17 protein-coding genes are annotated in these 19,367 nt (G+C 62.6%); 9 read left to right on the top strand and 8 right to left on the bottom strand.

Translation table 11 applies throughout. The features are described from left to right. Positions 1 to 41: 41 nt before the first annotated feature. Positions 42 to 1,328: a citrate synthase gene (locus tag KCG44_RS07130; RefSeq protein ID WP_218445211.1), complete on the bottom strand. Its 1,287-nt coding sequence runs from the start codon at positions 1,326 to 1,328 to the stop codon at positions 42 to 44. A gap of 28 nt (positions 1,329 to 1,356) precedes the next feature. Continuing rightward, positions 1,357 to 2,778: a glutamate--tRNA ligase gene (gltX, locus tag KCG44_RS07135; protein WP_218445653.1), complete on the bottom strand. Its 1,422-nt coding sequence runs from the start codon at positions 2,776 to 2,778 to the stop codon at positions 1,357 to 1,359. A gap of 55 nt (positions 2,779 to 2,833) precedes the next feature. On the opposite strand from gltX, the gene KCG44_RS07140 reads away from it, so the two are divergent. Next, positions 2,834 to 4,969: a ComEC/Rec2 family competence protein gene (locus KCG44_RS07140; protein ID WP_218445212.1), complete on the top strand. Its 2,136-nt coding sequence runs from the start codon at positions 2,834 to 2,836 to the stop codon at positions 4,967 to 4,969. Positions 4,970 to 5,145: 176 nt separating this feature from the next. On the opposite strand, the gene KCG44_RS07145 is transcribed toward KCG44_RS07140, so the two are convergent. From KCG44_RS07145 to KCG44_RS07160, 4 genes are read right to left on the bottom strand one after another with little or no spacing between them, the layout of a single operon-like run. After that, positions 5,146 to 5,754: a hypothetical protein gene (locus KCG44_RS07145; RefSeq protein WP_218445214.1), complete on the bottom strand. Its 609-nt coding sequence runs from the start codon at positions 5,752 to 5,754 to the stop codon at positions 5,146 to 5,148. 13 nt (positions 5,755 to 5,767) lie between these two features. Then, entirely contained in the window at positions 5,768 to 6,034 is a 267-nt protein-coding gene (locus KCG44_RS07150) for a DUF3618 domain-containing protein (protein WP_218445215.1), read from the bottom strand. After that, complete coding sequence (locus tag KCG44_RS07155) at positions 6,031 to 6,354, bottom strand: phage holin family protein (RefSeq protein WP_218445216.1); 324 nt, start codon at positions 6,352 to 6,354, stop codon at positions 6,031 to 6,033. Before KCG44_RS07155 ends, KCG44_RS07150 begins: the two co-directional genes overlap by 4 nt. Before the next feature lie 46 nt (positions 6,355 to 6,400). Continuing rightward, on the bottom strand, positions 6,401 to 6,910 hold the full coding sequence (locus tag KCG44_RS07160; RefSeq protein ID WP_218445217.1) for a hypothetical protein: 510 nt from the start codon (positions 6,908 to 6,910) through the stop codon (positions 6,401 to 6,403). A gap of 164 nt (positions 6,911 to 7,074) precedes the next feature. Here KCG44_RS07160 and eno point away from each other — a divergent pair, with 164 nt between their 5' ends. The 5 genes from eno (at position 7,075) to ilvD (ending at position 14,992) form a co-directional block, all read left to right on the top strand. After that, positions 7,075 to 8,352 carry a phosphopyruvate hydratase gene (gene eno / locus KCG44_RS07165; protein ID WP_218445219.1) on the top strand — a complete coding sequence of 426 codons (1,278 nt, stop codon included), beginning with the start codon at positions 7,075 to 7,077 and terminating at the stop codon, positions 8,350 to 8,352. Between the two features lie 56 nt (positions 8,353 to 8,408). Next, positions 8,409 to 11,876, top strand: a complete 3,468-nt coding sequence (dnaE, locus tag KCG44_RS07170) for a DNA polymerase III subunit alpha (protein ID WP_218445220.1) — start codon at positions 8,409 to 8,411, stop codon at positions 11,874 to 11,876. 221 nt (positions 11,877 to 12,097) lie between these two features. Beyond that, complete coding sequence (locus KCG44_RS07175; protein ID WP_218445221.1) at positions 12,098 to 12,391, top strand: hypothetical protein; 294 nt, start codon at positions 12,098 to 12,100, stop codon at positions 12,389 to 12,391. A gap of 149 nt (positions 12,392 to 12,540) precedes the next feature. Then, positions 12,541 to 13,290 carry an N-formylglutamate amidohydrolase gene (locus tag KCG44_RS07180; protein ID WP_218445222.1) on the top strand — a complete coding sequence of 250 codons (750 nt, stop codon included), beginning with the start codon at positions 12,541 to 12,543 and terminating at the stop codon, positions 13,288 to 13,290. Continuing rightward, positions 13,280 to 14,992 (top strand): dihydroxy-acid dehydratase, encoded by a 1,713-nt coding sequence (ilvD, locus tag KCG44_RS07185; RefSeq protein ID WP_218445224.1) that lies wholly within the window; start codon positions 13,280 to 13,282, stop codon positions 14,990 to 14,992. Before KCG44_RS07180 ends, ilvD begins: the two co-directional genes overlap by 11 nt. An 8-nt stretch (positions 14,993 to 15,000) precedes the next feature. On the opposite strand, the gene KCG44_RS07190 is transcribed toward ilvD, so the two are convergent. Continuing rightward, positions 15,001 to 15,249, bottom strand: a complete 249-nt coding sequence (locus KCG44_RS07190; protein WP_218445225.1) for a hypothetical protein — start codon at positions 15,247 to 15,249, stop codon at positions 15,001 to 15,003. 57 nt (positions 15,250 to 15,306) lie between these two features. Here KCG44_RS07190 and KCG44_RS07195 point away from each other — a divergent pair, with 57 nt between their 5' ends. Beyond that, entirely contained in the window at positions 15,307 to 16,662 is a 1,356-nt protein-coding gene (locus KCG44_RS07195) for an NAD(P)H-hydrate dehydratase (protein ID WP_218445226.1), read from the top strand. Continuing rightward, positions 16,659 to 17,843, top strand: coding sequence for a class I SAM-dependent RNA methyltransferase (locus tag KCG44_RS07200; protein WP_218445228.1), 1,185 nt, complete (start codon positions 16,659 to 16,661; stop codon positions 17,841 to 17,843). The genes KCG44_RS07195 and KCG44_RS07200 overlap by 4 nt, the downstream gene beginning before the upstream one ends. Before the next feature lie 42 nt (positions 17,844 to 17,885). Here KCG44_RS07200 and KCG44_RS07205 read toward each other — a convergent pair whose 3' ends face one another. Beyond that, positions 17,886 to 18,308: a DoxX family protein gene (locus tag KCG44_RS07205; RefSeq protein WP_218445230.1), complete on the bottom strand. Its 423-nt coding sequence runs from the start codon at positions 18,306 to 18,308 to the stop codon at positions 17,886 to 17,888. A 204-nt stretch (positions 18,309 to 18,512) separates the two neighbouring features. Between KCG44_RS07205 and rpsB the strand changes: the two genes are divergently transcribed. Further along, positions 18,513 to 19,346, top strand: a complete 834-nt coding sequence (gene rpsB, locus KCG44_RS07210) for a 30S ribosomal protein S2 (protein ID WP_218445232.1) — start codon at positions 18,513 to 18,515, stop codon at positions 19,344 to 19,346. Positions 19,347 to 19,367 lie beyond the last annotated feature (21 nt).

A 19,367-nucleotide genomic window follows, 5' to 3' on the forward strand; every position in this document is an offset into this window, starting at 1 on the left:
ACTCGAAGCGAGTGCGGCGAGTGCCCTGTGTGATGTCCGTGTCAGCGCTTTTCCAGCGGCAGATATTCGCGCTGCACCGGGCCTGTATAGAGCTGCCGGGGCCGGCCGATACGCTGATCGGGATCCTCGATCATCTCATTCCACTGCGCGACCCAGCCGACAGTGCGTGCCAGCGCGAACAGCGCGGTGAACATCGACGTCGGAAATCCGATCGCGCTCAGGATGATACCGGAATAGAAGTCGACGTTCGGGAACAGCTTCTTCTCGATGAAATAATCATCGTTAAGCGCCATTTCCTCAAGTTCCAGCGCCACGTCGAAGACGGGATCGTCGACGCCCAGCGAGCCCAGCACCTCGCGCACCGTCTTGCGCATGACCGTCGCACGCGGATCGTGGTTCTTGTACACACGGTGGCCAAAGCCCATCAGGCGGAACGGATCGTTCTTGTCCTTCGCACGCTCGATATAGCCGGGAATCGCGGACGGATGGCCGATCTCCTTCAGCATGTTGAGCGCGGCTTCGTTGGCGCCGCCATGGGCGGGACCCCACAGGCAGGCGATGCCCGCAGCGATGCAGGCGAACGGATTCGCGCCCGAAGAACCCGCCAGACGGACCGTCGAGGTCGACGCGTTCTGTTCGTGATCGGCGTGCAGGATGAAAATGCGATCCAGCGCGCGCTCGACGACCGGATTCACTTCGTAAGGCTCGGCCGGAACGCCGAACGTCATTTTCAGGAAATTACCTGTGTAGCTGAGCGAATTATCGGGATACAGCGTCGGCTGGCCAACGGCATATTTGAATGCCATCGCGGCGATTGTCGGCATCTTTGCAATCAGGCGATGCGAGGCGATCGTGCGCTGCTCGGGATCCTTTATATCGGTGGAGTCGTGATAAAAGGCCGACATGGAGCCGACGACGCCGCACATGATGGCCATCGGGTGCGCGTCGCGGCGGAAACCGCGATAAAGCTCGCGCAGCTGCTCATGCACCATCGTATGGAGCGTGATCGTCCGGGTGAAGTCGTCATAATCGTCCGGCGTCGGCAGTTCGCCGTTCAGGAGCAGATAAGCCACCTCCATGAACGAGGAATCCTCGGCCAGATCCTCAATGGAATAGCCGCGATGCAGCAGAATGCCCTCTTCACCGTCAATATAGGTGAGCTTCGATTCGCATGAGGCAGTCGATGTGAAGCCGGGATCGTAGGTGAAGCGGCCAGACTGGCCGTACAGCTTGCGGATGTCGACGACGTCGGGACCGATGGTGCCTTTATGAACCGGAAATTCCACCTTGGTTTCACCAAGGTCCAGCGTTGCGGTCTTCTCGCTCATACTTACTCCGTTCAGTTCGTGCGGCCGTTCAGGACAGCCGATCGTCAATCCGTGCGAGACTTTCCTCGCGGCCAAGTAGTTCCAGAACCTCAAACACGCCCGGCGATTGTGTCCGCCCGGTCAGCGCCGCCCGCAGTGGCTGCGCCACCTTGCCGAGACCGACAGCCTCCGCTTCAGCCAGCGTCCGCAGCCGGTCGCCAAGAGGTTCCGTTTTCCATTCGTCCGCTTCGGAAAGAGCCTGACGGGCCTTCCCAAGCAAGACGCCTGCGTCCTTCTCTAGCACTCCTGCGGCCTTCTCGTCGAGATTTAAGGGGCGGGTGCGAAACAGAAACAGCGCGCCATCGGCCAATTCATTGATATTTTTGGACCTTGGCTTCAGTTCGGGTATTGTGCGTAGCAGCAATTCGCGGTCGGTTTCGGTGAGTTCGCGGCCCAGCGCAGCGCAAATGATAGGTTCGACGATCCCTGTAAGCCGCGCATCATCGGCTTCGCGCAAATAATGCGCGTTCAGGTTTTCCAGCTTCTTGGTGTCGAAACGGGCGGCATTGCGGCCAATATCGCCGAGTTCGAATATTTCAATCGCGCGCTGGCGGTCGACAATGTCTTCGTCGCCGTGCCCCCAGCCCAGCCGCAGCAGGTAATTTTCCAGCGCTTCGGGCAGAATGCCCATGTCGCGATAGGCTTCCACCCCAAGCGCGCCATGGCGCTTTGACAGCTTCGCGCCGTCAGATCCATGGATCAGCGGGACATGTGCCCATGTCGGCAATGCCCAGCCCATCGCGTCGATAATCACCTTCTGGCGAAACGCGTTATTGAGATGATCGTCGCCGCGGATTAGATGCGTGACGCCCATATCATGATCGTCCACGACGACCGCGAGCATATAGGTCGGAGTGCCATCCGACCGCAGCAGAATGAAATCGTCGAGTTCCGAATTGGGAACGACGACCGTGCCTTGCACGGCGTCATCGATCGTGGTTTCGCCGTCCCTGGGTGCCTTGATCCGCACAGTATAGGGTGCGCCGTCCGGGGCTTCCGACGCATCGCGATCACGCCAGCGGCCATCATAGCGGATCGGGCGTTTTTCAGCCTTTGCGACCTCACGCATTTCGGTGAGCTCTTCAGGTGTCGCGTAGCAGCGATAGGCGGCGCCCTTCTTCAGAAGGGCGTCCGCGACCTCGGCATGGCGATCGGCGCGGGCGGACTGATAGATTTCCTCACCGTCCCAATCGAGGCCCAGCCAGCGCATCCCCGATAGAATCGCGGCAATGGCGTCATCGGTTGAGCGGGCCTTGTCCGTATCTTCGATACGCAGCGTGAACCTGCCACCATTCGCTTTTGCGAACAGATAGTTGAAGAGCGCAGTCCGCGCCCCGCCAATGTGCAGATACCCGGTCGGTGAAGGCGCAAAGCGCGTCACGATCTCGCGGGAGGCGTTGCCTCTTTCCATCATATCCCCTGAAGCTATTGTGACGCACCGACGGGTTGAGGGGGCCAGTGCAGAAATGTCGTCTAGCAGCGCAGCCCGCCGCATTCAAACCCTTGCAGGCTGGCGCATATCCGGGCTTGAAAGCTGGCTGGCGGAGGAGCGCCACCAATTACCGCTGTTTATTCCCGTCTTTCTGGGCGCGGGCATTCTTTCCTGGTTCGCAATCGCGGGACCAGGCGGGTGGACGGCAGCGATATGCCTGGCCCTCGCCTTTGCGATGGCGGGGCTGCTTGCGGATGGCCTGATACGTCTTTCCGTGATGGCCGCGGGCATATTGTTCGCGCTGGGGGTCGCGCTGGTGTGGTTCCACGCGGGGCGTGTTTCCGCGCCGGTACTGGATGACAGCCGCTTTGGCGTGCAGCTGATTGGCGACGTGATCGCGGTCGAGCGCCTGCCGGCGCGGGAACGAACGCGGCTGCTGATCGCGCCGGATGATGACTTTCCGGCGGGGATGAGAATACGGATGTCGCTGCGGGGCGATGCACCCGACGGGATCGGGCCAGGCGCGCGGGTCGCTATGAAGGCGACCGTATCGCCGCCGCCCGGTCCGAGCGTTCCTGGCGGTTATCATTTCGCGCGCCGCGCCTGGTTTGAGGGCATCGGCGCGACGGGATATGCGCTTGGCGGCATTGAGGTCGTGACGCCCGCGCCGCCGCCCGGCGGACTGTCGGCGCGGCTTGCGGAACTGCGCGCCAATATGACGCAGCGTCTGCAGGACGGCGTCGGGGGCAGGGCAGGGGGCGTCGCGGCGGCTCTTGTCACAGGCGACAGGGGCGGCATTCAGCCGGAGGTCAGCGAGGCGATGCGTGACAGCGGGCTGGCGCACCTGATCGCGATCTCGGGACTGCATATTGGCGTTGTGGTTGGCGGAACGCTGTGGCTGGTACGACGCGCGCTGACGCTGTGGCCCTGGTTTGCGCTGCGCTACGATGCGCGATTGGCGGCCGCACTGGTCGCGGCGTTGATGGGCGTTGCTTATACGTTGATTGCGGGCGCGAGCGTGCCGACGGTTCGCGCCTGTATCGCGGTGCTGATTGTGCTCGTAGGCTTGTCGATCGGCCGGGAAGCGATCAGCTTGAGGCTGGTGGCCGCCGGGGCGACGGCCATCCTGATCTGGCGACCGGATTATGTGCTCAGCCCGAGTTTCCAGCTCAGCTTCGCCGCCGTGACGGGCATTGTCGCCTTGTACCAGTCGCCATGGGGACGGCGCTGGAGCGCGCCGGACGCGGACCGTCGCTGGCCCGCGAAAATGGCACGCGGCGCGCTGGCGCTGGTGTTGACCGGAATAGTCGCCGAGATCGCCATCGGGCCCATCGCGCTGTTCCATTTCAACCAGATGGGTCTTTACGGTGCGGGTGCCAATCTGATCGCGATCCCGCTGACAAGTTTTGTGATTATCCCGCTGCTGATGATGTCGGTTCTGACGGGTCCGTTCGGGCTGAGCGCAGGGCCGGATCGCGCGCTTGGCTGGACGCTCGACAGGCTTATCGACCTGGCCGAGGCGACATCGGCGCTGCCGGGGGCGGTCGCGATGCTGCCGGCGATGACGGGACTGGCGATGGTGCTGATCGTCGCGGGTGGACTATGGACGGCATTGTGGCAGGGACGCAGACGATGGTTTGGTGTCTTGCCTGCTGGTATCGGTATCGTGTCGGCATTGCTGACGCCGCGTCCTGACCTGCTGGTCAGTCCGGATGGCACGCATCTGGCAATTATCGACGGCAGCAGGATCGCGATGCTGCGACCGCGCGTCGGCGACTATTTGCAGGACATGTGGGGCGGCGCGGCGGGCGTGCGCACTCATGAGCGCATGGAGGAGCGGGCAGATACCGATTGCTCACGGGACGCGTGTCAGGTCCGGCTGGCGAGGGGCGGTCGCGACTGGAATATCCTGGCGACGCGAAGCCGCAACCTGATTGGACGGGCGGAATTCGAGACCGCGTGCCGACGAAATGACATCGTGGTCAGCGCGCGGCGGCTGCCAGACTGGTGCCGGCCGCGCTGGCTGCGTCTTGGGCGGGCCGAACTGGAACGACTGGGTGCCGTTTCCATTGATCTGAAGGCAGGAGCGATAAGAAGCGCCGCCGCGGAGGACGGCGCGCACCCATGGTCGCGCCGCACTGCCAGCGATAAGGGTGAAACAGGCTCATGATCCTCCCGGTCCGTGGTGCCCGTATGTCTTCTTCTCGCCAGCGCCGCCGACCTTTGGGACGCGCTTGCCCCTCTAGCGATGTTGCAGAAAAGCGGGCTTGTAGGCGCTAAAAATACAGCAGGGCCGATCATGCATGACGCACGACCGGCCCTGAACCGCATCTTCGTGTGAAGGGGCTAGAGGGATGCCTCTGACTTGGCGGCACTCGCAGCCGTTTTCGCGGCATCGACGGCCTGATCCTTCAGATCTGTCAAATGCGCCTTTGCCTGATCCTTGACGCCAAGCTCATCGGCGCGCTCCAGACCTGCATCCTTGGCGGCGCGCGCAGCCGCACTGGCCTGATCGAACAGCCCGTCACGAAGGCCGCCAATCGTGCGGTTCTCCTGACGTGTACGCGGCAGAAGGAACCCGAGAGCCGCACCGGCAATCAGGCCGATACCCGCGGCCACAAGTGGGCTGGCCTCTATTTCCTTCGCGGTACGCTCACGGGCGACAGCGGCGTTTTTCTGCGTCTTCTGCCAGCTTTCAGCGCCATATTCACGAGCGGCGTCGTAGCGCGCCTTGGAATATTCGCGGGCCTTCGAGTAGCGATCGGCGGAATAATCACGCGCGGCAGCGTATTTCTCCGCGCTATAGTCCTTGGCGGCCTTCGCCTGATCGGCCGTGTAATCGCGCGCATCGCCAGCTTTGCCCTTGACGGTTTCGGCGGCGCTGAGAATGGTTCCTTTCGCACGATCGATACGGCCTTCGGATCCATTTGTTTCCATGTTTGATTTGTTGGTCATTTCAAGCTCCAGTCTATTTATCGTTTGCCAGTCGCCGGGCTGCGATCAGGCCAATCACTGCGCCGAAGAAACCGACAGCGACAGGATGGCGCTGCAAGGTACTTCGCGCCGCCTCCACATTGCGTGCCGCATGCGCTTTGGCGGCGGTGGCGGCATCGTCGATCAGGCGTTCCGGAGAGAGGCGTGTGTGCATCCGGTCGATGATCTCGGCGATCCGCGCTCTGGCGTGATTGGCTTCCGCAGCGTTAACGGCGATTTTTTCGTGCGGATCGACCTTCATGGCCGCTTGCCCAGCGCGACGGGACGGCCGCCGAAGGTTCGCGCAAACCTTTCCTTGCCCATTTTCATGAGCAATGCGCTGATCACCAGACATACTGCCGCGACAATGAAGGCCGCGGCGACAGTGCTCAGCATCGTCGCCAGCCACGCCCCAAAAGCGAACATCACCGTCAGGAGCGCGATGAACGCGAATGACCCGGCCGCGCCCAGCATCATTATGGCCGGGCCGGAGGTATTCACGCGCTGCGCGAACTTCGCTTCCGCGAGATTTATCTCCGCATGGACAAGATCGCTCGCCGCAGCGGAAAGTTCGTGCACCATCTCCCCTAGGGAAGGTTCCTCGGGTCGCGCCCCCATCTGTCCGCCCTTACGCGTCGTAACGCTGCGTCGTGACGGACCTGTCGTCGGCACGATCGGTCGCCTTCATGAAGCGCGAGATCATGAAGCCAACTGCCGCTGCCGCACCAATGGCGATCGCCGGTGAGCGGCGAACCATTTCGCGGACGTCGTCGACGAGTTCATCAACGCTCTTCTCATCCAGAGTCCTGCCGAATTTCTCGATACTGTCCGCGGCGGTCTCAACATAGCCGGTCAGCGCCGCGGCCTGTGTTCCCTCAAACTGCTTCGCGGCATCCCGTGTGGACTTGGCGAGCGAGCCGATCGTTTCGGCAGCCTTCGCCTTGCCCTCTTCGGCAGCGCCGCGCGCCTTGGTACCGACTTCTCCGGCCAGGCGGGACGCTTCGCCCTTGATACGGTCGCGGCGGCCATCATTGCCAGTGCCCTCATCCTGATGCTCGGCGATGACGGGATGCGTCTGCGCGCCCATCGGTGCGGAGGGAGTTGTGACGACGGTTTCGCCTGGAATGTTATTTGCCATGTCTAACGGCTCCTTTCATGTGTCTTACGCTAACAATGCACCACAGGTCCGTCAGTTCCCGCGCCGGTGAGCATATCAGCCCCAGCATTGTTGAGCTTATATGCTGCACCCGCTAACAGCGCGCGCAAACGTCATTTCGACACACAGCATTTGGAGCCGTTCGCATGACCGCCATTATCGATATCCACGCCCGCCAGATTCTCGACAGCCGCGGCAATCCGACCGTCGAGGTCGATGTCCTGCTGGAGGATGGCAGCCTGGGCCGCGCGGCGGTCCCGTCGGGCGCATCGACGGGCGCATATGAAGCTGTCGAACTGCGCGACGGCGACAAGGATCGCTGGATGGGCAAGGGCGTGCAGAAGGCCGTCGATGCCGTGAACGGCGAAATCCTTGATGCCCTGCTGGGCGCCGAAGCCGAGGACCAGCTCGACATCGACAATGAAATGCGCGCGCTTGACGGCACGCCGAACAAGTCCCGTCTGGGCGCGAATGCGATTCTGGGCGTGAGCCTGGCGATGGCAAAGGCGGCCGCAGAGGCGCGCGGCCTGCCGCTTTACCGCTATGTCGGCGGCACGGCGGCGAATGTCCTGCCCGTGCCGATGATGAACATCGTCAATGGCGGCGCGCATGCCGATAATCCCATCGATTTTCAGGAATTCATGGTGATGCCGGTCGGTGCCGAGAGTTTCTCGGAAGGTCTGCGCTGGGGCACGGAGATCTTTCACACGCTGAAAAAAGCGCTTTCCGACAAGGGACTGTCGACGTCCGTGGGCGATGAGGGCGGCTTTGCGCCGGACCTCGCGAGCGCCGAGGCGGCGCTCGACTTCGTCATGGGCGCGATCGAAACGGCAGGTTTCAAGGCCGGCAGTGATGTGATGCTGGCGCTCGACTGTGCCGCCACGGAATTCTGCCATGACGGTGTCTATGACTTCGCGGGCGAAGGCGTGAAGCGGAGCGGCGACGAAATGGCCGCCTATCTGGCGAAACTGTCGAACGACTATCCCATCCTCAGCATCGAGGATGGCATGGATGAGGATGACTGGGACGGCTGGACCGCCCTGACCAATATGATCGGCGGCAAGGTCCAGCTGGTCGGTGACGATCTGTTCGTCACCAATCCGGAGCGTTTGAAGGCCGGTATCGAGAAAGGCGCGGCAAACTCGATCCTGATCAAGGTCAACCAGATCGGCACTCTGTCGGAAACGCTCGATGCCGTGAACATGGCGCACCGCGCGGGCATGACCAGTGTCATGTCGCACCGGTCGGGCGAGACCGAGGATGCAACCATCGCCGACCTCGCCGTCGCCACGAATTGCGGTCAGATCAAAACGGGCAGCCTTGCCCGCTCCGACCGGCTGGCCAAGTATAATCAGCTTTTGCGCATCGAAGAAGCGCTGGGCGAAGCAGCGGTTTACGCCGGGCGGAGTATTTTGCGCGGGTAAAACCCAGGCATATCGAATCAGGTGCGCTGGCGGCGATCCGGCGTTAGCCTTCCGCCATGCCAGAAACACCTGCTGCGACGCCTTACGTCCCCCTTCGTATCCAGTCGGCCTATTCGATGCTGGAAGGGGCGATGTATCCCGCGACGATTGCCGAGATCTGTGTGGCGGGCGGGATGCCGGCGGCGGCGCTGACGGACCGGGATGTACTGTTCGGCGCGATGGATTTTTCGCAAGGGCTGCGCGCGAAGGGCGTGCAGCCGATCATCGGGACGATGCTGTCTGTCGAGCGTCCCGGCGGGCGCAGGATCGGTTCGCGGCCGGTTATCGATTCCGTCGTGGTGCTGGCGCAGAATGAAGAGGGATACGCCAATCTGATCGCGCTGATTTCCGCGGCGCATCTGGGGAGTGAGCCCGCGGATGGGCCGCATGTCACGCTGGACGAGCTGGAGGCGCGGTCGAACGGCCTGATCGCGCTGACGGGCGGCGCGGACGGTGCGGTGGCGCGGCTGCTGGCCGAGGGACAGGCGGCGGCTGCGGAGGCGTATCTGGACGAATTGTCCGGGATGTTCGGCGACCGGCTTTATATCGAGATCGCGCGCACGGGCGAAAAGGTGGAGCTGTTGTCGGAAGCGGCACTGATCGAACTGGCACATGCCCGCGAACTGCCGCTTGTCGCAACCAATCCGGCGTGCTTTCCCGAGGAAGCATTTTCACCCGCGCATGATGCGATGCTGTGCATCGCCAACACGTCATATCTCGAAACGCAGGACCGGCGGCGCAGCAACCCGGGATGCTGGCTGAAGCCCGCGAAGGAAATGCGGCGGACTTTTGCCGATCTGCCCGAAGCGTTGGAGAATACGGCGGTCATCGCGCGGCGCTGCGCCGTCATGGCCCCGGAGCGTGATCCCATTCTGCCCAGTCTGGCGGGTGATCTGGACGGTGAGGTACAGGAACTGCGCCGACTTGCCCGCGAAGGCCTTGCAAGACGTCTGGAGCGCGATCCCGAGGCCGATACGAAGATATACGAAGACCGCCTGGAATATGAGCTCGGCATCATCGAAGGCATGGGGTTTCCCGGCTATTTCCTGATCGTCGCCGATTTCATCCAATGGGCGAAGGGAGAGGACATTCCGGTGGGGCCGGGACGCGGGTCGGGCGCAGGCTCCGTCGTGGCGTGGTCGCTCACCATCACCGATCTCGATCCCATTAAACTTGGCCTGCTGTTCGAGCGCTTCCTGAACCCGCAGCGCGTGTCGATGCCCGACTTCGATATCGATTTCTGCGAAACCCGGCGCGGCGAGGTCATTCGCTATGTGCAGCAGAAATATGGTCATGGGCAGGTTGCGCAGATCATCACCTTTGGAAAGCTGAAGGCGCGCGCGGTGATCAAGGATGTCGGCCGCGTCCTCCAGATGCCCTATGGCCAGATCGACCGGCTGGCGAAGATGATCGACAATAATCCCGCCAATCCGCAGGATCTGAAAACCGCGTTGGATGAGAACCCGGATCTGCGCCGGGAACGCAAACAGGACCGGCAGGTCAGGAAACTGATTGACCTGGCACTGAAGCTGGAAGGGATGCCGCGGCATTCCTCCACCCATGCCGCCGGTGTCGTCATTGGCGACCGGCCGCTGGCGGAGCTGGTGCCGCTGTACCGCGATCCACGCTCCGACATGCAGGTCACGCAGTTCGACATGAAATATGTCGAGCAGGCGGGCCTGGTGAAGTTCGATTTTCTGGGTCTGAAAACACTGAGCGTGTTGCAGCGCGCGCTGAGCCTGATCAAGGAGACAACGGGCGAGACGGTCGATTTGAGCGCGATCACATGGGACGATCCCGACGTCTACGCTTTGATCACGCGCGGCGACACGGCGGGCGTGTTCCAGCTGGAGTCGCCCGGCATGCGGTCTGCGCTGGCGCAGGTAAAGCCTGATAAGTTCGAGGATATCATCGCGCTGGTATCGCTCTATCGTCCGGGGCCAATGGACAATATCCCGCAGTTCGCGCGGCGCAAGCACGGGCAGGAAGACCCCGACTATCTGCACCCGCGGCTGGAGCAGTATCTGACCGAAACCTACGGCGTCATCATCTATCAGGAACAGGTGATGCAGGTGGCGCAGGAGCTGGCAGGCTACTCGCTGGGCGAAGCTGATCTGCTGCGCCGCGCCATGGGCAAGAAGAAGAAAGAGGAAATGGATGCGCAGCGCGTCCGGTTCCTGTCCGGCGCGAAAGAACGCGGCGTCGAAGAGCGGCAGGCGGGCGGTATCTTTGACCTGGTGGCGAAGTTTGCCGGATATGGCTTCAACAAGTCGCACGCCGCGGCCTATGCGCTCGTGAGCTATCAGACGGCATGGGTGAAGTCGCATTATCCGACGGAATTCTATGCCGCGACCATGGCGTTCGACCTGGCGCTGACGGACAAGCTCGCCGTGTTTCTTGAGGATGCGCGCAGGCTGGGAATTCAATGCCTGCCGCCCGATATCAATGCGTCAGGCGCGGATTTCACGGTCGAGGTCGGTGAGGACGGCGTACGTCGGGTACGCTGGGCGCTGGCGGCGCTGAAAAGCGTTGGGCTGAAAGCGATGCAGGGCATCGAAACCGAGCGAAAGGAAAACGGGCCGTTCAAAAGCCTTGGTGATTTTGCCAATCGGGTGGACCCGCAGCTCCTCAACAAGCGCCAGATCGAGCAGCTGGTCGGGGCAGGGGCGTTCGACAGTCTGGAGCCCAATCGCGCCGCGGCTCTGGCGATGGCGGAATCCATTCTGGCGGCCGCGAACAGCGCCGCGGAGGCGCGCCGAACCAATCAGGGCGCGCTGTTCGGTGGCGATTCCGGCGGCGGCGGTGAGATCGCCCTGATGGCCCCGAAGAATGTCGAGAAATGGTCACTTGCGGAAACCATGTCGCACGAGCGCGATGCGTTTGGCTTTTTCTTTTCCGCGCATCCCCTGTCGGCCTGGCAACATGTGCTGGACGACAAGCATGCCCGAACGTTCATGCAATTATGCGAGCGCGGCGGTCCGGCGGATGGCAAGGAAATGGCCACCATGGGCGCCATGGTCGATTCGGTACGCTGGCGGACCGCGCAGAAGAGCGGCAGGAAATATATCTTCGCGACCCTTTCGGATCAGGGCGGCCAGTATTTCGCGAGTGCCTTCGACGAAGACATGCAGGAGGTCTTGCAGGAGGCCGCCCGCTCCGGCGAATGCCTGCTCCTGAAGGTGGAACTGCGCTGGGGCGGTGACGAGGGCCCGCGCATCGCCGTTCGCGGTGCGACGCCGCTGTCCGACCTGGGCGGCGGCGGCCGCGCGACCATCGATATAGAATTGACGGACATGCGGTCGATCGACCTGTTGTCGCCGCTGTTCGCGGCCGAAGAGGGGAACGGCATCGCCTGCATCAATGTGCCATTGGCGGGCGGCGGGCGTGCGCAGATGAAGCTGAAAAGCGGCATGAATGTCGACTCAGAACTGGCGCATCGAATCGCCGACCTACCGGGAGTTGCGAGCGCGCAATTGCGGATCTGAGCGGGGCTGGGCGAGAGGCGCGCGCCGTGGCGGGCATGAGAAGATGTTATCCTCACCCTCCGATAACCATCGGATTTATAAGTCGAATTCATCCTGACAAGAGCGGGTCGTCAACTTAATTTGATTGCCACTCAAAATAACGCTTGCCTTTAATCTGAGTGTCACTTTAAAGGTTCACTCAGTTAAGTTGAGCGAAACTCAGAAACTAAGGACCTCCCCCCATGAATCGTTTCATCGCCATTACCGCTGCCCTCGCTGTCGCTTCCCTAAATGTGGGTATGGCCGTCGGCCCCGCCCACGCCAAGATGAGCGCCGAGGAGCAATGCGAAGTCATGCCCGCAAATATTCGCGCCGCCGTGCAGGGCGCCGAAGCCAGCAAGGCCCGCCGTGCGCTTTCCAAAGCCAGTATCGGTGCCGCCCTGTGCGAAGCCGGTAATGAGCGCGAGGCGCGCAAGAAGTTCGCACAGGCACTGAAGGCGCTCGGCATGACCGAGACGGAACTCGCTCAGCGCTAATATTACGTTCACGTTTCCTCCCCAAAAGGAAACACTGGGCCGTTTGCGACATCCCCCCGTCGCAAACGGTCCTTCTTTTTGCGGCGGTGGTCGCGGGCGCGATTTCAGGCTTGCGCCGCGCCGCCAACTCGGCTTCGTCGCCCCCGGTGATGAAGAGTTACGAACAGATAGAGGGCGGTGCCGCCATCCTGCTGCTTGCGGATCATGCGGGCAGCGACGTGCCCGACGGCATCGACCTTGGCATTTCGGATGAAGAGCGGTTGCTGCACATCGGTGTGGACATCGGCATTGCCGCACTGACGCGGCGCGTCGCGAAGGCGCTGGGCGCGCCCGCCCATCTGTCGCGTTTTTCACGGCTGGTGTTCGATCCGAACCGGGATGCGGACAGCGCAGGGCTGGCCCCGGAGGAAAGCGATGGCATATGCATTGCGGGCAATGTGTCGCTGACCGCAGAACAGCGCCGTGTCCGCCGCGCGCTACATGAGGAATATCACGGCGCGCTGACGGCAAGGATCGAGATGGCGGCGCCGGAGATGCTGGTTTCGATCCATAGCTTTACGCCCGTTCTGGCGAGCGCACCTGAGGCCGCGCCGCGGCCCTGGGACACCGCTTTCCTGTATAATGAAGACGCCGCGACGGCACGGATCGGTATCGACTTCATGACCTCTGAAGGTTTGCGTGTTGGCGATAATGAACCCTATTCCGGTGCGCTGACCGGCTACACCGTCATTCGCCATGCCGAGAGCCGCGGGATTCCTTCACTGTTCATCGAAATCAGGAACGATCATCTGCGCGGCGATTCGGGTGTGGACCAGTGGTCATCAAGGGTTGCGAGGCTGATCCGACATACGCAGAAGGTGCTGAACGAACAGAAGGGGGACCCATTCGATGGCCGATAAATCAAAACTTCCCAGCCGCCATGTATCCTCCGGACCGGAGCGCGCGCCGCATCGTTCCTATTATTACGCGATGGGCCTGACGGAGGAGGAGATTGCGCGGCCATTCGTCGGTATCGCATCGGCCGGCAACGATTCCGCGCCGTGCAACACATTGCTGGATGAGCAGGCCGACGCCTGCCGTATCGGCGTGAACGAGGCGGGCGGTATGCCGCGCCGTTTCAATACGATCACCGTGACCGACGGAATCGCCATGGGCCACCAAGGCATGAAATCCTCCCTCGTCAGCCGTGAAGTCATTGCCGATTCCGTCGAACTGAGCGTGCGCGGACATTGCTATGACGCGCTGGTTGGCTTTGCTGGCTGCGACAAGAGCCTGCCGGGCATGATGATGGCCATGCTGCGCCTGAACGTGCCGTCGGTGTTCGTCTATGGCGGTTCCATCCTGCCAGGACGTCACCACGGCAAGGATGTGACGGTGGTCGATGTGTTCGAGGCTGTTGGCGCGCATGCGGCGGGCAGTTGCCCGCTGCAGGAGCTGATCGCGCTGGAGAAAGTGGCCTGTCCCGGGCACGGCGCGTGCGGCGGCCAGTTCACGGCGAATACGATGGCCTGTGTGGCAGAGGCCATCGGCCTTAGCCTGCCCAATTCCAACATGGCCCCGGCGCCGCATGAAAGCCGCGAGGCCTACGCCATTGCGGCAGGCCGGGCGGTCATGAACGCCTTGGAAATCGGTTTGAGACCGCGTGACATCTGTACCCGGGAAGCTTTTGAAAATGCTGCGCGTGTTGTCGCCGCCACCGGTGGGTCAACGAATGCGGCGCTGCATCTGCCGGCGATGGCGGCAGAGGCGGGGATCGCGTTCGACCTGTTCGACGTTGCGGAAATTTTCAAATCCACGCCGTACATCGCCGACCTGAAGCCCGGCGGTAAATATGTCGCGAAGGACATGCACGCGGCGGGCGGCATTTACATGCTGATGAAAACCCTGCTGGCCAATGATCTGCTGAATGGCGATTGCATGACGATTACCGGCAGGACGCTGGCGGAAAATCTTGACGAGATCCGCTGGAACCCTGACCAGGACGTGATTTACGACGTCAAGAGTCCGCTATCGCCCACGGGCGGTGTCGTTGGCCTGCGCGGCTCGCTGGCACCCGATGGGGCCATCGTGAAGGTCGCCGGGCTGGAACATGTGACGTTCACCGGCCCCGCGCGGGTGTTTGAGTGCGAAGAGGATTGTTTCGCGGCCGTCGAAACCCGCGCCTATGAAGAGGGCGAGGTTCTGATCATCCGTTACGAAGGGCCAAAAGGCGGCCCCGGCATGCGCGAGATGCTGTCGACCACCGCTGCCCTTTACGGACAGGGGATGGGCGACAAGGTCGCCCTGATCACCGACGGCCGCTTTTCTGGCGCGACACGTGGTTTCTGCATCGGCCATGTCGGCCCTGAGGCGGCAGAAGGCGGCCCGATCGGGCTGGTGGAGAACGGCGATATCATCAGCATCGACGCCGATACCGGCACGATTGACCTGCATGTTGACGAGGCCGAGCTGGAGGCGCGGCGTGGACGCTGGATAGCGCGGCAGACGGACTATCAGTCAGGCGCGTTGTGGAAATATGCGCAGGGCGTGGGTTCGGCGCGTACCGGCGCCTGCACGCATCCGGGCGCAAAGGCGGAAACGCACGTTTACGCGGATATCTAGGCGCGTTCCTAGCGGAGCGGGCGGTCAGGGCTGGTCGGTAGCGGCTTGATGTCCGGAATATCCGCCGCGCCGCCGCCGAAACTCGATCCGACTTCGGTGATCGCGGGCGGGGGCTTCATTGCCGACAGCACGGGCTTGCCATAGGCATTCCGGGGCACTTCACCGGGTATCAGAACCTGTCCCTGAACATAATAGGGAGATGGCGCACAGGCCGTCATGGAAAGTGCGCCCGCACAAAGGAGGATCAGATTACGCATGCGTTGTCGCTATCATATCCATATTCCTGATTTCCAGCATAAGATGCGGTTAGAGATATGAATCGGGACAGAAAGATTCTCACGGGCGCGGAAATGCGCGCGTCTGAGCAGCGTGCCATCGCGGCCGGTGCGTCGGAGGCGGGACTGATGCAGGCGGCCGGAACCGGTGCCGCGGATTTGATCGCGCCCCTGGTCGAGGGACGTCCGGTTCTGATCCTGTGCGGCAGTGGCAATAATGGCGGCGATGGCTATGTCGCCGCGGAGGCGCTGCGCCGTGCCGGTGCCGAGGTGACCGTCGCGGCGTTCGCGGTCCCGGGCAAGGAGCCCGCCTCTATGGCGGCCCAGGCGTGGCGGGGAAAAACGCAGGCGCCGCAATCGGCAAAGCCTGCTGCGGTGTTTGTGGACGCGCTGTTCGGCACTGGCCTGACCCGGCCCGTCGGGGATCCGTACCATGCGGAACTGATGCGGCTCGCAGATGCGGCGGAAATGCGGATCGCGCTGGATATGCCGAGCGGAATCGATGCCGACCATGGTGCCTGCCTGTCGGATGTCGCCCGCTTTGATCGGACGATGGCGTTTGGCGCCCTGAAGCCGTCACATCTGCTTTACCCCGCTGCGGCGTTCTGCGGCCAGATAGAGGTGGTGCCGCTCGATATTGATACCGCCGCCGCGGCGGCTTTTGTGCTCACAGCACCCGAGCGGCTTGAAAGCGATCCAGCGGCGCATAAATATCAGCGCGGGTCGGTCGCGATCGCGGCGGGGGCGATGCCGGGCGCGGCCTGGCTGGCGGCGCGGGCGGCGCAGCGCGCAGGCGCTGGCTTTGTGACCGTCGCGGGTAACATCCATGCGTTTCCGCCATCGTCGCTGGTGATGCGGGATATTGGCGATTTGAAAGCGCAGCGAATTGATGCCGCCGTTGTTGGTCCCGGCCTTGGACAGGGCGATGACGCACGGCAGGCGGCGATATCGTTTCTCGATCTGGACATCCCCCTGGTGATTGACGGCGATATGTTTTCCCTGTTCAGCGAGGAGCATGTTCGCCTCGCCGGAAGGGGTGACATCATGACGCCGCATGAGGGTGAGTTCGTCCGGTTTTTCGGCGAGGTGCCGGGATCAAAGGTGGACCGCGCGCGGGCCGCCGCCATGAAGAGCGGCAATGTTATCGTGCTGAAGGGGGCCGATACCGTGGTCGCATCGCCGGACGGAGAGGTCGCGGTGAACGAACATGCGCATCCGCGTCTTGCCGTGGCGGGAAGCGGAGACATATTGGCAGGCGCGATTGCCGCGGAACGCGCGCGGGGGCGTCCGGCGTTCGAGGCGGCGTGCGCGGGGGTCTGGCGTCATGGCGATGCCGGGATCAGGGGCCGGGACGGCCTGATCGCCGAGGATCTGCTGGAGCTTATCCGACAATGACCCGGATCGTGCGAATGGCGGCGCGGGGCGACGGTGTGACCGCCGACGGTACCTTTGTCGCGGGTGCGGTCACCGGCGATGCTGTCGATGGCGGCCGGGTCATTCCCGGCCCGCACCATGTCGAGCCCGTCTGCCGACATGTCTCGGATTGCGGCGGGTGCCAGTTGCAGCATGCGGACGAACAGGTGCTTGCCAAATTTGCCGTCGGCCGCGTCCTCGCCACGCTGGCGAGCGTCGATCTGCAACCGGAGACAATGCGCCCCGTCCACCTGTCCCCGCCGAAAAGCCGCCGCCGCGTGTCGCTCCGCGCGGCGCTGACAGCGGAAGGGCTTGTGCTGGGCTTCAATCAGGAGGGGTCGCACAGCATCTTCGACATGACTGAATGTCACGTGATGACAGATGCGCTGCTGGCCTGCGTCCAGAGCCTGCGGCCAGTCATTGCCGGGCTGTTGAAACCGGGCTGGATGAGCGCGGTGGCGATCACCGAGACGGCAGGCGGCTTCGATGTTGTGCTGTCCAATCTGGAACCTTCACCGAAGACGACATCGGTGCTTTCGACATGGGCGAAACGTGCGGGCGCGGCGCGGGTGTCGCTGGAAACGCATATGGGCGTGGAGACGGCCGTGCAGCGGGCGGTGCCGACGATGCGATTTGCGGGCGTGGATGTGGAATTGCCGCCGGGGGCGTTCCTGCAGGCCACGGCCGATGGCGAAGCCGCACTGGTGGCCGCTGTCCGGCAGATGTGCGAGGAGGCAGGGCGTGTCGCCGACCTGTTCAGCGGGCTGGGCACGTTCGCGCTGCCGCTGTCGGATCATGCACGCATCATGGCGGTGGATGGGGCGCGGCCCGCGGTGCAGGCGCTGGCGACCGCCGCGCGCAGAGCCAGGCGGCGCATCGAAGTGCAGCATAGGGATCTGTTCCGGCAGCCGCTGGCGGCGAGGGAACTCGATAAATTTGATGTCGTGGTGCTTGACCCGCCCCGTGCGGGCGCAAAGGCGCAGGCCGAGATGATCGCCGCGTCCAAGGTCGATAACATCGCCTATGTCTCTTGCAATCCAAATACATTCGCGCGCGATGCGAGAATATTGTGTGCGGCTGGGTTCCGGATCGCGGAATTATGGCCTGTCGGGCAGTTCCGCTGGTCCACCCATGTCGAGCTTGCTGCCCATTTCATCCGCTAGGAAGCGGCAAGGCCGGATTGCGGGCATCTTGGGCGCTTCGGATCAGTTGCGGCCAAGCTTCGCGTCGAGCGTGATCGTGTCATCCTCCCGGAAAGCGATCATGACGACCGTTGCGACGGCGACGCAAAAGCTGGGGAAGAACAGCAATTGTCTGCTGTTTTCATCAAGCAGATACATGCCAAGCGGATCGAGAATATATTTCCAGATCGCAAGGGCGCCGACAATCAGCATCAATGCCTGTAGCGGGTAGAAAACTTTCCGGAACAGGCCAAGCACGACCATCAGGCCAACCCCGATCTGCGCCAGGCCGAAGGGAGTCTGGATCATTTCCGCCGAGACAAGCCCGCCATAATATTTGTCCGAAACGCCGATGGACGCCTCGGGCGCACCGATCTTCACCACGCCCCAGGCCATGAGCAGAACGCCCGTTGAAATGCGGAGCAGCAAGAGCGTAATGGCCTTCATGATCGTTCTCCCTGGATATTGATCGCCGCTGGCGCGGGTACAGTTATCGCACTCATTCGCGGCCCCGCGTCTGAAGGTTACAGTTGCAATCGGCAAGAGCGCGGCCTATGTGCCCCGCCATCTCACAGGCATGAGATCATATCCGGTGGGCGGCGATTGCCGCCTTATCACTCATGCCGAGGTTTAACTGGAAGGAGTTTATCCATGGCTGCACCAATCGTGCAGATGTCGGCGCTGCTTGAAGCCGGCACGCATTTCGGACACCAGACGCATCGCTGGAACCCGAAGATGAAACCATACATCTTTGGCGACCGTAACAACGTCCACATCATCGATCTTTCGCAGACCGTACCGCTGTTCCAGCGTGCGCTCGACTTTGTCGATGCGACGACAAAGGCCGGCGGCAAGGTTCTGTTCGTCGGTACCAAGCGGCAGGCGGCGGATCCGATCCGCGAAGCGTCGCTGCGTTCGGGCCAGCATTACGTCAACCACCGCTGGCTGGGCGGCATGCTGACGAACTGGAAGACGATTTCGGAGTCCATTCGCAAGTTCAAGGAGCTGGAAGAGCAGCTCGCCGGTGACACGTCGGGCTTCACCAAGAAGGAAGTCCTGAAGATGACGCGCCAGCGCGACAAGTTCGAGGCCTCGCTGGGCGGCATTCGCGACATGGGCGGCCTGCCCGACCTGATGTTCGTTATCGACACGAACAAGGAAGATTTGGCCGTGAAGGAGGCCAATGTTCTTGGCATTCCCGTCATCGCCGTGCTCGATTCCAACTCGGATCCAACCGGCATCGCATTCCCGGTACCGGGCAATGACGACGCGGCCCGTGCCATCCGCATGTACTGCGACATGGTCGCCGACGCATGCGCCGGCGGCGAACAGAGCCGTCAGGCCGATCTGGGTGTCGATATCGGCGCTTCGGCGGACGCTCCGGTGGAAGCCGCTGTGGCTGAGACGGCACCGGCAGAGGAAGCAGCGGCACCCGCCGAAGCTGCTCCCTCCGCTGAAGCGACCGCTGAGGAAGCCAAGGCGTAGGCGGTCCGCAGACGCGGATTT

Origin of the sequence: Pacificimonas pallii, assembly GCF_019204005.1 — a bacterium.
GTDB lineage: Bacteria > Pseudomonadota > Alphaproteobacteria > Sphingomonadales > Sphingomonadaceae > Pacificimonas > Pacificimonas pallii.